At 57.2% G+C, this 14,897-nt stretch carries 7 protein-coding genes, 1 tRNA gene and 2 pseudogenes; 7 read left to right on the top strand and 3 right to left on the bottom strand.

The window, feature by feature from the left end; translation table 11 throughout:
- Nucleotides 1–174: 174 nt before the first annotated feature.
- Nucleotides 175–815: pseudogene (locus tag IG122_RS24255) on the bottom strand (LA2681 family HEPN domain-containing protein).
- A gap of 898 nt (nt 816–1,713) precedes the next feature.
- On the opposite strand from IG122_RS24255, the gene IG122_RS23325 reads away from it, so the two are divergent.
- From IG122_RS23325 to IG122_RS23310, 4 genes are all read left to right on the top strand, one after another.
- A tRNA-Met gene (locus IG122_RS23325) sits at nt 1,714–1,790 on the top strand.
- Between the two features lie 147 nt (nt 1,791–1,937).
- Nucleotides 1,938–2,726 carry a type IV toxin-antitoxin system AbiEi family antitoxin domain-containing protein gene (locus IG122_RS23320; RefSeq protein WP_193188974.1) on the top strand — a complete coding sequence of 263 codons (789 nt, stop codon included), beginning with the start codon at nt 1,938–1,940 and terminating at the stop codon, nt 2,724–2,726.
- Entirely contained in the window at nt 2,723–3,550 is an 828-nt protein-coding gene (locus IG122_RS23315; protein WP_193188973.1) for a nucleotidyl transferase AbiEii/AbiGii toxin family protein, read from the top strand. The genes IG122_RS23320 and IG122_RS23315 overlap by 4 nt, the downstream gene beginning before the upstream one ends.
- A complete protein-coding gene (locus IG122_RS23310; protein WP_193188972.1) occupies nt 3,543–5,315 on the top strand; it encodes a hypothetical protein in 1,773 nt (590 codons plus the stop codon). The genes IG122_RS23315 and IG122_RS23310 overlap by 8 nt, the downstream gene beginning before the upstream one ends.
- 948 nt (nt 5,316–6,263) lie before the next feature.
- On the opposite strand, the gene IG122_RS23305 is transcribed toward IG122_RS23310, so the two are convergent.
- Nucleotides 6,264–7,328 (bottom strand): glycosyltransferase family 4 protein, encoded by a 1,065-nt coding sequence (locus IG122_RS23305; RefSeq protein ID WP_193188971.1) that lies wholly within the window; start codon nt 7,326–7,328, stop codon nt 6,264–6,266.
- A gap of 537 nt (nt 7,329–7,865) precedes the next feature.
- Here IG122_RS23305 and IG122_RS23300 point away from each other — a divergent pair.
- The 3 genes and pseudogenes from IG122_RS23300 to IG122_RS24600 all read left to right on the top strand — a co-directional run.
- A complete protein-coding gene (locus IG122_RS23300; protein ID WP_193188970.1) occupies nt 7,866–10,037 on the top strand; it encodes a peptidase domain-containing ABC transporter in 2,172 nt (723 codons plus the stop codon).
- Between the two features lie 70 nt (nt 10,038–10,107).
- Nucleotides 10,108–11,754 carry an HlyD family type I secretion periplasmic adaptor subunit gene (locus tag IG122_RS23295; protein ID WP_193188969.1) on the top strand — a complete coding sequence of 549 codons (1,647 nt, stop codon included), beginning with the start codon at nt 10,108–10,110 and terminating at the stop codon, nt 11,752–11,754.
- Nucleotides 11,755–12,408: 654 nt separating this feature from the next.
- Nucleotides 12,409–12,915, top strand: a pseudogene (locus tag IG122_RS24600) (hypothetical protein); the annotation flags it as partial.
- A gap of 1,422 nt (nt 12,916–14,337) precedes the next feature.
- On the opposite strand, the gene IG122_RS24245 reads toward IG122_RS24600, so the two are convergent.
- Nucleotides 14,338–14,688 carry a hypothetical protein gene (locus IG122_RS24245; protein WP_226893898.1) on the bottom strand — a complete coding sequence of 117 codons (351 nt, stop codon included), beginning with the start codon at nt 14,686–14,688 and terminating at the stop codon, nt 14,338–14,340.
- Between the last annotated feature and the right edge of the window lie 209 nt (nt 14,689–14,897).

Genomic DNA, 14,897 nt, shown 5'->3' with positions numbered 1-14,897 from the left:
TTCCCACCGAAGCAATGACGGCTTCTCCTGATCCCGCCTGTTTGTGCCCGTGTGGGATGCGTAGCTGCGCTGGCGTCAAGGGGCGCTGCGCTCAAGCCCTTGACCCGCTTGCGCCGCATCCCCTTCTCACGGCACAGCGGGACCCAGACGAAGCAAATTGCATGATCGTGGAGGTTAAACCTTCCAATCGTCGTCAATGGTCGAGAGGCCAATCGGCATGATCAATCCTGCGCCGTCATCCTTGCTGTTTAAACGCTCCTCGCGATGCACTGCCAAAGACAGATAAATGATCGATGCGCGAACAAGCTTTAGGAGGCGCAGCGTTTTGGCCGCGAAAGCCTCTTCGGGCATCGTATATACAAAGCCCCCGCTTTCGTGCGGTTCGCTCTCATCGTGGAAGTGATCGTCTGTGAGCTTGAGGTAGCGGTGTTCCAGATAATTGCGCACGCCGTCAATCATCTGAGCGTCGGGTTCCATTGTTTTGGTCGCCCCTTTGTCGAAAAGGTCTTTCGACAACCAGAAAAGGCCCCGTAGTGGCCAGTTCTCGCGACGGCCAAGCTGTTCAGGAAGTAGGCGAGCTTATCGAATATCGAGTACGACGCACGAAATGCCGCTCTCATCCGCTCGCTGCGGAAGGAGTGCACTGGGAAGTCCAGCGTGTTGTAGAGCAAGACCTCTCGATCAGAATAATGCTGCTCGCGGCTTCGTTGCGCCTCATAAAACATGAACCTTGCCGAGACGAACTCCTGCTTGATCTGATTGAAAAAGCCAATGATTGCCGGCGGCTTCCAGTCCGCTTCATTCCTGAAGGTCATGTTTGGCAGTGTGAGCACGTCCGCCGCGGCGATAGATCGTGCTCCGAGGTCATTGAGCGGGTTCAGGAACAGCCTGTGAGACAGGCACCAGGAGCGATAGGCCTGCTCTTCTCCCGTTTCACCCAAACTAAAGCTATCCAGATCAACGGATTCTCGAATCTCATCAACAGGAATGATGGATGAGATAAACTTCATTTGTTCGTGAAACCCATGAATCACAGAGTCATGGCCCTCGCTTTCGTAGATTGCCTGACCGCTGAGCGCGGAGCGATATCCATCGTGGGATTCAAGGAGCAGGACTCCGGCGTGGCCCGGGTCATATACGGCGCGCCCATAATGGGAGAACCCAAGCGCACGATTGCCGATCGCCATTGCGAACCGTGGCTCGATAGCGAGCGCTTGATCCCAGGCCTCAATGGCTTCGATAAATCGACCTGCTGTGTCTAAGCCATTTCCGAGATTTGTCAGGATCTGACATTGGCGAAACGGTGGAAGGTCTCTGAAAGCCTCATGCCGGGTAGCCCTGCGCAGCGAGAGAATTTCTTCTTGGAGGGCCGGCTGATCCCAGTTCCATGTGTCTGTCTGGTTTTCCGTCGGTCTTAAGGCAGACCATGCATTGGCCCTGAAATAGTGGAGCAACGCGCTGTCGGTCGGAGCGAGAGGGCGCGCGTCCAGTTCATCGATCAGAACTCTGGCTGCTTCGCTAAGCTCATGGTCCCGCTCGTCTTGCGCCTGATCGATCAGTAGACTGATCTTGTGCAGTGCCTCGCTGTCCGAGAGTCCGTTGATATTGAGTTTTTCCATGTGATATTCCAGTAATTGAGGCAGCTTCTAATAATATTAACAATTTTTCGTTGCAAAATGATAAGTAATACTTTAGAACTCCAAAACTCAATGGCGCGGGGTGGAGCAGCTTGGTAGCTCGCAAGGCTCATAACCTTGAGGTCGGCGGTTCAAATCCGTCCCCCGCAACCAATTTTACTTATTTCCATTGTCTTTTGTTCTGCGGTGATTAGGCGATCTATTCACCGCATTTCTTGCGGCGAATAGAGGCGGATAATTAAATTGCTTGCGTAAAGTGACCAAAAACGGTACTTTCTGCAAGTGATTTCGGAAAATTCGATGCTCAAAGCGCAAGATTTTATCACCAACCTCATGTCGGTTGGTCGGTACAACTTTACCATAGATCAGCTCGCGCAGTCGCTGAACCTCAATGAGGTTGCCGCTCGCAAAGCCTTGGCGCGATTATCTAAGCGCGGGGAGATCGCATCACCCGCACGTGGCTTCTATATCGTCGTTCCTCCGGAATACCGCCGTCTGGGCAGTCTGCCGGCGGATCAGTTCATTCCCGACCTTATGCAACACGTGCGGCAGCCCTATTATGTGGGCCTGCTATCCGCTGCCGAATATCACGGTGCAGCGCATCAGCGCCCGCAGACGTTCCAGGTGATGGTGGAAAAGAACCGGCGCCCGATCGCTTGCGGCAAGGTGAAGGTCAACTTCATTGCCCGGAAGAACCTCAAGGAGGTTCCCGTAGTCAACAGCTTCAGCACTCAGCGCGGGCCCATCCGAGTTGCTTCTGTGGAAGCCACGGCGCTGGATATCGTCGGATATCCGCAGCACGCCGGCGGCCTCGATAATATCGCAACGATACTGGAGGAGTTATCCGAGAAGCTTGATCCACAGAAACTCGTCGAAGCGGCAAAATCAGCGCCGATCTCATGGGCGCAGCGCCTTGGTTATCTTCTGGAGCATGTTGGTGCGGAGGGTGTCACAGGCCTGCTTCAGGATTATGTGCGCACGCACGCCAAGCAATATACGCCCCTTCTGCCATCCTCCGATGACCCGGAAGCGGGACGTGATAAGACGTGGAAGATCGTCATTAACGCAGAAGCGGAAAGCGAAGCATGATCCCGCGCGACTACATCACAGAATGGCGGAGCGAAGCGCCCTGGGTGCAGGATGCGCAGGTCGAGCAGGATCTGGTGATTAGCCGCGCGCTGGTGGAGATCTTCTCTCATCCGCATTTAAAAGAGGCGCTGGCGTTTCGTGGTGGAACCGCCCTTTACAAGCTGTTCCTCAAACCAGCCGCTCGATACTCCGAAGACATCGATCTGGTGCAGGTCACGGCCGGGCCGATCGGCGAGACCATGGACGCTTTGCGGGAAGTGCTCGACCCATGGCTTGGCGAGCCCCGCCGCAAGCAAGGCGAAGGCCGTGTCACGCTTACCTACCGGTTCGAGTCCGAGGATCGGCCACCACTGCCGCTTCGCCTCAAGGTCGAGATCAACTCCCGAGAGCACTTTGCGCATTTCGGATTTATCGAGGTGCCCTTTTCAACCAAGTCGCGCTGGTTCGAGGGAGAGGCATCTATCAAGACCTACAGCCTGAATGAACTCCTCGGAACCAAGATCCGCGCGCTGTATCAGCGCCGCAAGGGACGTGACCTGTTCGATCTGGCGATTGCCCTACAGCAGCCGGATGCAGAACCGGCGCAGATGGTTGAAGCGTTTCAGGCCTACATGGCATCCGATGGCGGACAGATCAGTCGAGCCCAGTTCGAGCAGAATCTGATCACGAAATTATCCAACGCTGCCTTCTCGACGGATATTGGACCCCTTCTGTCCCAGCAGGCGGACGAGTGGAATATTGCGGCTGGTGCGGAGCTGGTGATGCGTGAGGTTATCGCGCTGCTTCCCGGCGAGCCCTGGCAAGGAGTTGAGCAAGATGACTGATAGCTGGTGGCCAGCTCCGCTCGCTCATATTCCCAACGAGACACCTTGGGAACACGAGAAGGTCGTAGTTGCGGAAATTCGCAGCTTTGAAGATTCCCCATACCCCGGACAGCGTCGTCTGTTTTCGGCGCTCATCCCAGCGGACGAACTGGAAAATTCAGGAGCAGAACTTAGCGATATTGATTTTCAAGTTAGCACCAGTGGCCCTCATCCGGTTTATGACGCTGAAACGGCCTATGTGCCGAAATTCTGGGTAAGTGCTCCAAAAATGCCAAGTGAGCGGTATGAGCCGCTCATTTTGGCATGGACATCACATGATAAGACCGCGTTGTGGCCGGACCCCGGTTTCTTGATGACGTATGGATTAGTTCAACGTCCGGTCCGCGACGGAGGCCTAGTTTGGGATGATCCCGAAGCTCCCAAGACCGATATCGTTTTCGCAAGCGCGCCCGCGATATGGGATTCTCCGCGATATACACAACACGCGCACGTCTCAATCGCTAAAGATTATCTCCAGGACTACCTAACACTCCGCAATATGGTCCTCGTTCATATCTACTGGGAGCAGCGCTGGGCCAAAATCGACGACGATATTGAGGCAAAACTGGGCAATGAGAGCGCGGTTGACCTGACCTGTGACGGGTTGACGGTTCACATCGGGCGCGCCGTAAATGACAAGAGCAAGATATTTGCCCAAGTTTGGGGCCATAGAATAGTCGGTCGTCCAAGCAGCTTACCCATCACGGAAGATCCGCTCGACTCTGAGGGCTTAGACTGGCCTGGGATCGAATATCCGGTTACCAACGCGGCGGCTCAATCATCGGGACTTCTCGCCTCCGTATATGTGGATGACGCTGTTTTGGCGACCTATGAGGGACGCCCCCAATATGAGATTCATCCCGAAAGCGGATCAGTTTCGCATGGCTTTCAGTGGAGCGTTGGTAATTGCAATCGTGTAGGAAGAAACACGATTCAGATCGAATTGAAGAAACTCTATGAGGGAAACAGGCCAGAGGTCATTCGACACTGGCATGGCTTCGCCGTTGCGCCACCGCCCCGAGATGCTTTTCCAAAAATTTTGCAGGAACCCAACATTGGTTCCCGAGCGAAAGATCTGGTGTGGGCGTTCATCGAGCTAGGCGAGCGACTGGCAGATTTAGCCGGAGCGGCCGGTCTTAGTGGCCTTGAAGAGGAGAAATTTGTCGGATTTAGCGGACCTGTTCTGGAGTACCACGGCTGGTGGAAGCCCCCCAGCATTGAAAAGATCGCACGGCATGTCCCGTTGGGCCTGTCACTGGACAGCTTCCTAGAGAGGTGTTCGTCGCTTAACGAGTTTTTGATTGAAGGCATGAACGAGAAAAGTCTCCGATCTCTTTTGACCGCGATCGGAGTTCCCAAGGACGAGCTAAGCAATCTGCGCCCGCTAAAACTTCTCGATAAGATCGTTGTAATTGCGCAGGTCGCAGATCAAACCGGGCTCGGTATCGACGGGGGGATAGCGGAAATCCTCGAACGGATCAAAACAGACGGCACGTCTCCTGAGCGCCCTATTGACCATCTTTTCGCTCTGTATGATCTGCGAATTGCCGCTACGCATAGCGCCACCGACAAGCCTACAAAAGTGATGGCGACGCTTGAAGATCGGTTCGGGATAACGCCAGGCGAAGAAGGCAGCGGTTACGGGCTCATACTGGACAAGGTTTATGATGCCCTGATCGCTGAAATCACCGATGCAGCTACCAAGGTACGAGGGCTCAGCTCATGAACGGGATGCCCGCAACAAACCTAGATTGTGCCCAGTATCGTGCCCATATGCCCAGTTTTCCGAGAGAAATGTTAAATAAAACAATGAGATACGAAATTACATATCCGTCTCATAACCTGAAGGTCGCAGGTTCAAATCCTGCCCCCGCAACCAACATTATCAAGGCCTTAGACGCTAACGCGCTAAGGCCTTTTCTGCGTCCGGAAGCATGCTGGAAGCAGCATTCACGTTCGTTGGTTGAGTCCCTATTGTCCTCGGCGAGATCGCCGGCGGACGAGAGGATGGCCGCCGCCGTGCGGTATCGCATGCGGTCCTCGTAACCTGGCGGCACCTTGAAGGAAGCCGCCAGCGGATTGAGACGGATCCACCCAGCCGCCACGGCACGCAGATGTCTCCGCCGGCGCTTCCAGCTCGCGACCGCCTGCCGCTCTTCCCGCGAGCGCTCATGACGAGGACGATTGGACCGCACGGCATCCGGAGCCTGGAGTCCGTCCGCAAAGAGCATCAGGCCGCGAGCCAGCATGTCCGGGGCGAGCGGATTCAATTGGCCCGGCGCGAGACGATCTGCTCTCGAATATGTTCGGTGTTCTTGGCATTCCGATGCGGGTTCATTCGAGCCTCAAGATTGGTTGACCGGGTGGCGCGCGCCTCCAGCCTTCCGGCCTCACCTCCAATGAATAGCCTCTTTAGAAGTCACAGCTAGTCGGGGTTGCGCAGCTCGATTTGGGGTGTGTCCAGTTTATGGCTAGAGTCGCGTGATGGCTGCGCCGGATCCTTTTGCTTTTTATCGCCGTGCACGCGACAGCGGTCGCAATTCACTTTTTGAGGGGAGGCCGCAGTAGGATATTGGGGAAGACTCAGAAGCCATCACTCATGCCAGATTTTATATCGGCGCCGTCAATCGAGAACGGCTTGTTCTTGATTGCATTCTTGAGCTTATAGATCACCTCACGCGGAAGTACGGCCAGCGGTCTTCAGTAAAGTCTGCTCCATCGCTTTGACGTGAGTCTTAAAACCGTGCTTCCGCGCATAAATTTCGTAGCCACCTGAGGCCAGCTTGTCGCGAAGCGCGCTGTCCGATGCCACACGACGAATACATTCCATGTACGCATTGATGTCGCCGACTGGGAATAAAAGCCCGGTCTCTCCGTCGATGACGGTCTCAGGTATCGGACCGAAATCGCTTGAGATCACGCACGTTTTCCGCGCCATGGCTTCCAAAATTGATACAGTTATCAGGTCGTCGTTCGTCGGGAAGACGAGGGCGTCGACATGGGCCAGATAGGCGTCGACCTCGTCGGGTCCCAGCACGCCGAGAAAATGCACCTGGTTTGCAATGTGCTTTTCCTCGGTAACTCGCATTTTGAGGCGCGCGGCGAAATCGGGGTTTACAGAATCCGAGCCCGCCATGAACACGTGAATGTTCGGGTCGTTGAGGTAATCGAGTGCGGCTGCCGTGAGATGCTGCCCTTTGCGCGGATCAATCCAGCCGAGCTGAAGCAATGTCGTGGTGTTCGGAGGCAGGGAGAATGGCCTCTCGCGACGGTCAACTCTTGCTTTGATGCCGTAAGGTATGACCTCGAATTCTCTCGTTCCGAGATAGGGGGCGTAAAGCTCCTCCGCCTGCCAGCGTGTCGGGAAGACAACGCTATCGGCAAGCCTGATGCCGTCAGCGAGGAATATCCCCTGTTCGATGCCCCGGCGACCGGCTGTGGGCTCATGGACCCATAGGACGGATGGGATCTTTCCACCCATCTGAACGATGTGATGGCCGCCGTACAGCGTGTTCGCGAGGAGCAGATCGAAGTCCCTCGGCGTGGCCGAACTGACCACGCGTATGCCTGCTTTCTCGTAGTCCAGGACGAGGGCTTTTTCGACAGTGTCTCCTTCAGGCCCGAGAACCGTTATATCGTGCCGTTCCGCCAGCGCTTCGAGCAGCCTGAACAGCAGCAACGGAGCACCGGAATAGTCGAGCCGGTGGCAGGTGGCGAGGATGCGCAATATTTTGGACAATGCGTTGGTGGTTCCCGATGAATTGTCTAGGGCTCGAAGAGCGTCTCTGCCGCGATCCCTGCATGTGCCGCAATGCCGCGTTACGTAGTGCCGAGCATTCGTAACCTGTCATTCCTGTACCGTAAATGAAACCCGATCGAAGAGGGCCGCAAGGCGTGTCTCGGTGCCTGACCGCCTGCGTCCGTCGCGTCTTTGTGCAGGGTTAAACGCAAGGCAGAATTCTTGCGGGTTTTTCAACCTTTGAAAGAAGATCATGATTCTAAACGGATTCTATCGCGCCGCGATTTGGGCTGCAATCCAGCCGCGAAAAGTACTGATTTCTGCTCCTGAATACAAAAAGGTGCCATTCGTGATTCGGTTAGTCTCTTAAAATCAGCTGCTTATCGGATCGCCTTGAGAACAGGTGAGGAGTGTTAACAAGAGAAATTCACGTTAACCATTCCTTTACCTTGACCGGTTTTTCGGAATCGTCGTAGCTCTGTATTAGTATCGGATGGTGACGATGCATCTAAAAATTTAGATAAATTCGGGGCTGGCGTGACGGGATCGGGGGCAGCGACGGCGGGGGCGGAACGCGGGGGCATCAGGTCTCTGGCGGCGCTGTTTGCGCTCATCGGTTTCCCGGTGCCGGCGCATCGTCTCCGCCATGAGCTCGGGATGCCGGAAGAGCAGGCGACGGCGGAGGATCTGCTCGCCGTGGCGCGCCACTTCGAGTGCGCGGCGGCGGTCAGGACGATGCCGGCCGGCAAGCTCGTGTCGGCGCGGCTTCCCGCAATCGCGGAACTGAAACGCGGCGACAACCTTTCCTTCGTGCTCGTCGGTCGGGCGAGCGCCGACAAGGTGCTGCTAACGGATCCCGAGAGCGGCAAGCCCGCGACCTGGGATCTCGGCGAGTTCGAGCGCCTCTATTCCGGCCGGCTGATCGAGATCTCGCCGCCGCGGACGCAGGAAGCGGACGAGCGGCGGCCGTTCGGGCTCTCCTGGTTCCTGCCGATCCTGCTGAAATACAAGCATCTCGTCGCCGAGGTCGCGATCGCCTCCTTCCTGCTGCAGATCTTCGCGCTCTCGACGCCGCTCTTCTTCATGCTGATCATGGACAAGGTGCTGAGCACCGGCGCGCTGACCACGCTCGACATCCTCGCCATCGGACTGCTCGCCGTCGGGATCTTCGAGTTCGTCATGGGCGTGCTGCGCGGGCGGCTGATGTCCTTCGCCACGCACAGGATCGACGTGGAGCTGGCGGGGCGCTTCTTCCGCCATCTCTCGACCCTGCCGGCGAGCTTCTTCGCCAGCCGCCAGACCGGCCGGACGACGCAGCGCGCGCAGGAACTGCAGCAGATCCGCTCGTTCCTGACCGGCTCGGCGCCGACCGCGATCATCGACCTGCTGTTCTCCATCGTCTTCCTCGGTGTGATCGCCTATTTCGCGCCCTTCCTCGCCCTGGTGGTCGGCATCGGCATGGTGCTGATCTTCGCCGTCTACGGGGTGATCACGCCGGTGCTGAAGAAGCGGCTGATGTCGCGCGCGACCGGCATGACGGAGAACCAGGGCTTCCTGGTCGAGACCGTGTTCGGCATGGAGACGGTGAAGAGCCTCGCGGTCGAGCCGGCGCTGCAGCGCTCCTGGGAGCGGCAGATGGCGGACCAGACGGTCTGGGGCGAGAAGAGCGAGAAGCTGACGCAGAATGCCAACCAGCTCGTCACCCTGATCAACCGCGTCGCCGTCGTCGTCACGCTCTATCTCGGCGCCCGCTTCGTCATCGACGGCTCGATCAGCGCGGGCCAGCTCGTCGCGGTCAACATGATGACCATGCGCGCGCTGGCGCCGGCCCAGCGGGTGGCGCAGATGTGGAACCAGCTGCAGCAGGTGCTGCTCGCGGTCTCCCGCCTCGGCGAGGTGATGAACGCGGTGCCGGAGCCGAAGACGACGAGCTCTGCGGCGCTGCCGGACATCCGCGGCCGGGTCGAGTTCCGCGGCGTCTCCTTCCGCTACGGCGAGGACAGCCCCGAGGTGCTGGAGGATGTGAGCTTCACGATCCAGCCTGGCGAGGTGGTGGCGGTGGTCGGCCCGTCCGGCTCCGGCAAGAGCACGATCGCCAAGCTGCTGCAGCGGCTCTACTGGCCGCAGAAGGGCAAGATCCTGGTCGACGGCGTCGACCTCGCGCTGGTCGATCCGGCCTGGCTGCGCCGCCAGGTGGCGCATGTGCTGCAGGATCCGTTCCTCTTCAACCGCTCGATCCGCGACAATATCGCGGTCGCCGATCCGACCATGCCGATGGAGCAGGTCATGGAGGCGGCGAAGCTGACCGGCGCGCACGATTTCATCCTCTCGCTGCCGAACGCCTACGACACGGTGATCGGCGAGCGCGGGGCCAAGCTCTCGGGCGGCGAGCGCCAGCGCATCGTGCTGGCGCGGGCGCTGGCGACCAACCCGCGCATCCTGATCCTGGACGAGGCGACCTCGGCGCTCGACTTCGAGGCGGAGCGGCTGATCCAGGAGCGGATGGGGGAGATCTGCGCGGGACGGACGGTGATCGTCATCACGCACCGGCTGTCGTCGGTCCGGCGCTTCAGGCACATCCTCGTCGTCGAGGACGGGAAGATCACGGAAAAGGGCGGCCACGAAGAGCTGCGCACGAGGGAGGGCTGGTACGCGAGGATGGACGCCTTGCAGAACCGGCAGAACGAGGAGCGGCAGGGCGCCGCATAGCGCCCGGTCATTGGGGAAATCCCGCATTCGCCCGGCGGCTCCGGGCGGCGGCGGCAGAGTTGGGGACGGCATGGCGGAAATCGCCCGCATAGTGCCAAGACGGATCTCGGCGGAAGAGCTCGCCCGTGAACGCGCGGCGGCGGGCGATGCGTCCGTGCATGCCCCCGCTGCCGGCGCCGGAGCGGAGGGCGCGGTTCCCGAGGCCGCTGCCGCTGCACTCCGGGCTGCCGCAGCGGGTGGCACGCCGCCCGGGACCCCGGCGATTCCTCCCGCTGCGGCAAGTGCCGGCGGCGGCGATGCCCTCGGCCATGACGATCTGAAGGACCTGCACGACGCCTTCCTCGCCAGCCGGGTCGAGGCGGCGGTCGCGCCGCCCTCGCGGCTGCTGCTCACCCTGCCCGCCATCATGGCGGGGATGCTGCTGCTCGCCGGGATCTGGGCCTGGTTCGGCCATCTCGACATCGTGGTCGCGGCACCGGGCAAGATCGTGCCCGGCGGCAAGGTGAAGGTGGTGGAAAGCAGCCTGCCGGGCATCGTGCGGATGATCCATGTCGAGGACGGGGCCCATGTGCAGGCCGGCGATCCGCTGCTCTCGCTCGACCCGACGGAGAGCGGCGCCGATCTCGAGAAACTGACCCGCGAATGGACGGCGGCCCGGCTCGACGTCGCCCGGCACGAGGCGCTGATCGGTGCGGCGGCGCTTGCGGGTGGCGGCGCGCCGCTCGCACCGGACGAGGTCTTCGCGATGCCGGAAGGGGCGGCGGAGCACGAGGTTGCGGAGGCGCTCGCGGTGCTGCGGGCGGAATGGGCGGCGCTGACGGGCGAGCGCGAACGGGCGGCGAAGGACGCGGCCCGGGCGCGCGCGACGCTGGCCTCGCTCCGCGCCGAGCAGGCGAAGGTCCGCGCCGTCCTGCCGCTCTTGACCGAACGGGTCGCGGGCCAGCGCATCCTCTTCGAGAAGCAGCTGACACAGAAATCCGTCTATCTCGAGCACGAGCAGGTGCTGCTGGAGACCCAGCACCAGGCGCTGATCCTGGAAAGCCGGATCGCGGAGGCGACGGCGACCCTCGCCAGCGCGGAGGCGACGGCGGCCAACCTGCTGCTCGCCTTCGAGGCGGAGACGCAGCGCAAGCTGAACGAGGCGCGGCAGCGGGAAAGCGCGGCCGGCCAGGAACAGATCAAGGCGCGCGACCGGGTCGGCCGCCTGACCCTTGCCGCGCCGGTCGCGGGCGAGGTGACCGGCCTCGCCGTGCACACGCTCGGCGGCTATGTGCAGCCGGGCACGGCGCTGATGCGCATCGTGCCGGAGGAGGCCCGCCTCACGGTCGAGGCGACGGTGACCAACCGGGATATCGGCTTCATCGAGATCGGCCAGCGCGCGGCGGTGAAGGTCGATGCCTTCAACTACATGCGCTACGGCAGCATCGAGGGGAAAGTCGTCAGCCTCAGCGCCGACGCCGTGGTGCCGCAGGACGCGAACAACGCCGCCGGCGCCCCGGGCGCGGCGACCAGCGGCCCGCAGGCGGCGCCGCAGATGCTGTCCTACACCGCACGGATCGAACTGGAGCGCGAGCATCTCCGCGTCGACGGACGGGACGTGCGTCTGGTGCCGGGCATGTCGGTGACGGCAGACCTGCTGACGGGGGAAAGACGGGTGTTGGAATACGTGCTGCAGCCGGTGCTGCGCTATGCACGCGAAGGGATGCGAGAACGATGAGTCTTTTTGATGAAGCATATAAAGGAAGTTATACGCTTTATGAGTTTCTCCATGAAGGCGCATTTTTTGTTTTAATATTAATATATTTTGCTTATGGGGTTAAATTTTTTTCAGATTTAGTTAATAAGAAATTCTCAAAGTATTGGTTTATTTGCATGTTGGCGTCCCTTTTATTGATTTCGTGTTTTTCAAAAAGGGAGGGGTTTGAATTTGTTTTGGAGGATATAAATTACATATTTATAAGGTGGGTAATTTCTGTATTCTTTTGCTTTGTTTTATCGCCGTTTAATTGGTTGGTGGTCAAGTTACTTCGAATTCGATATGGGCCGTAATTGAAAAATATTGGAATATAATTTTCTTATTTTAGTGGAGAATGTCGTGACCGACTCAAACAATGATTCTGCAAATGAAGCTGTTCAAAATCTTTCTGATGCGGGGAAAGCAGTTCTAGAGGTATTGAAGACGCCGGCGACGACTAATACTCTAATTGACAGTGTTAATGGTGGACTTCCTATCGGTATCGAGAAGTTACCTAAACTTAATAATCCTAATCTTTTAAATTTTAGCCGTAGGGCAGGTTACGCTGGTGTCGCGTTCGGCGCGGCATTTGATGCGGTGGAGGAATATGGAGAGATTTCAAATGCTGTTGATCCGATGCGTGAATGGATCGGAGGTGCTGCCAGGATCGTTGCTTCTAACGCGTATGCCTTAGGCGGTGAAGTTGTCGTTATTGGTTTGACAGGAGCTGCTGCCACAGCCGGGACAGCGGCTGGTGGGCCTTTGGGTGGTGTCGTCGCCGGCGGTACGACATTTATTTACGGTTCAAAATTCGTAGCTGATACAGCAAATGGTGTTGGCTTGGCCGCAGAGCAGGCCGCAGAGTTTATATATGATTTGTTTGTGTCGTCGGATGCAACTGGGCAGCCGGTTGAGGCACCTCAAGCGTTTATTGTATTTGATAAGGAAACATTTGTTGGTGCCTTTGGCTCGGTTGATAATTACCTTGGTCAGGTTGCTGCTAATGTTGGTCATTGGCAAAATGCTGCCTCATATTGCGAGGCAAGTGAGGGGTATTTATTTCCGGAGCTGGCAACGGGAAGTGGAAGCGATTCCGTTTCGGGAGGGGCTGGAAATGACAGTATTTATGGCGGCGAGGGGAATGACGCGATTGAAAATCCTGTCAATGTCGGCTTCGATTCGCGTTTTAATTTTGGTCTTGGCGGGAATGATCTGACGAATGCGCAGAATGTAGTCTCTGCATTGTTTGGGGACAGGGTTCCTGTCAGGGATTTTTTTCTAAGTAATATTATTGACAATAGAAATGGGAATTTGGAAGGCAGTCTGAATGATTATTTCGCTGCCTCATTCGGAGAGTCTTATGGCAGTGGTGCCTACGAAGCAGGCCCTAGGTATTTTATTAGAGACGGCGGCAACCAAAATTTCTTGGTCGAGGTTGGTTCAATTAATCACCCTGTGTTTGGTGAAGTCCCGACAATAACGCGTTACAAATTTACCGGGCGTCTTGATTCTGGCCAGTCGGTTTGGGAGCGTTCCTCGACGGAAATGCGAATTCCAGGCGCGCCCGGAGAAAACCCGACAGTCTTGGGAGTGAAATTCAGCGACGGAAGAGTTGTTGAAGAGCGGGTTCTTAATTCAGAGTCAGGCAAAGTAGATATCGATTACTTTAATTATGACTCGGAAAATCAGGTTCTTGTTAAGCAAAGTAACCCCGAAGAGCAATCGATAGAATTCGATTCAGTTGACGGAGCACAATTCGCGGTCGGGTTTGCAGCAGGCGTTATTACCTCGCTGGTAAATTTCGACGATCCTGCAGTCGAGCTTGCTTTTAACTCCGCAGTAAATTCCCTTGCCGGCACGGTTGCCTCGATAATCGACAAGAATTTTGATAACATTACAAGCAACGATATCAGCGCAGAAGCTGCTCTCAAGGAGTTTGGGGCGGCTTTCGTCAATGCTGCGGCCGTCGCTGGGGCGAGTTACCTCGGCGGTCGATTAGGCAGCGAGATCGGCGAGGAACTCGCGGGAGAAATTGGCGCCCGGTATGGCCGCTTTATAGGTAGTGCAGCCGGAGGGCATGTAGCTCGGTCGCTTCTGAGTGGCGATTTCTCGAAGAATCTCGTCAGTAGCGCGAACATAACCACCAGCGTTGCTGCCGCAGCCGTCGGTTTTGTCGTTTCAGAACTCGGAAACGTATTGGATATCGATACAGGCGCAACCAATGCGATGTCTACTGCGGCCTCTACCATTACATCGCTGATGCTTGCCGGTGCTCCAACGGGCCTGACGATCGGTTTTGCTGTTGCCTCTTTTGCGGTGGTCGCTGCTCAGGAGTTCTTTGCGGAAAAGCCGTTGGCGTCGGTGAGCCTCGGGTTCGACAATGATGGGGAACTAGGCCTTCTCTCATATACCGTCAGGGATGATGGGCCCATCCAAAGCCTTGAGAACATGGCGAGCAGCGTTGCAAATATCGTGAATGAAGTGCTCGCAGTAGCGAGTGCGGAGGCGAACAGTCTGCATCTTTACGATATGGGAGTGAATTTCAGAGAGGACGAGTATATCGCGTCATTCGTCCGTCACGACGATTTCTATGATGAACTCTTTTACGTCCCTACAAACGAGGATGGAACCGAGGGTCATTTCGAGCGACAGAATGATCTGGTTAAAAATCCCGACTACCGCCCGCCGAATGAAAACGATGACGGATTTGGTACACAGTTCATCCCGCGCGAATATTATCTGGTCGACCCGGAGACAGGAGAACGTGTCGTTGGCGAGAGCGCGCTGGAAGAGGCGGCTGAGAAAAAGTACGAGATTCATAAGCAAAAATACAATGAAGCACAATCTACGACCGGTGATAACGATATCCCAGGTCTTGATGTGGTCCGGAGTACCGCGCTTCTGCGAGAAGATCATGAAGATGCGGACGACGAGCCATTAACTATCATTGACAGCATGGTCATCGGGACTCTGAAGGGGCTGGAATATACGAGTGGCAGTCCGTTTGTTTTGAAGCTCATTCAGAGCACCGAAGATGATACTTCGATAGCATCTTTCCTCGTCGACCTCACGACCACCCAATTGTTTGAAAATTACCTTCTCAATCAGGCAGAAATTGACGCTAT

Origin of the sequence: Nisaea sediminum (assembly GCF_014904705.1) — a bacterium.
Lineage (GTDB): Bacteria > Pseudomonadota > Alphaproteobacteria > Thalassobaculales > Thalassobaculaceae > Nisaea > Nisaea sediminum.
The sequence above is the reverse complement of the archived record's forward strand: the minus strand, read 5'-3'. Positions and strand labels throughout refer to the sequence as shown.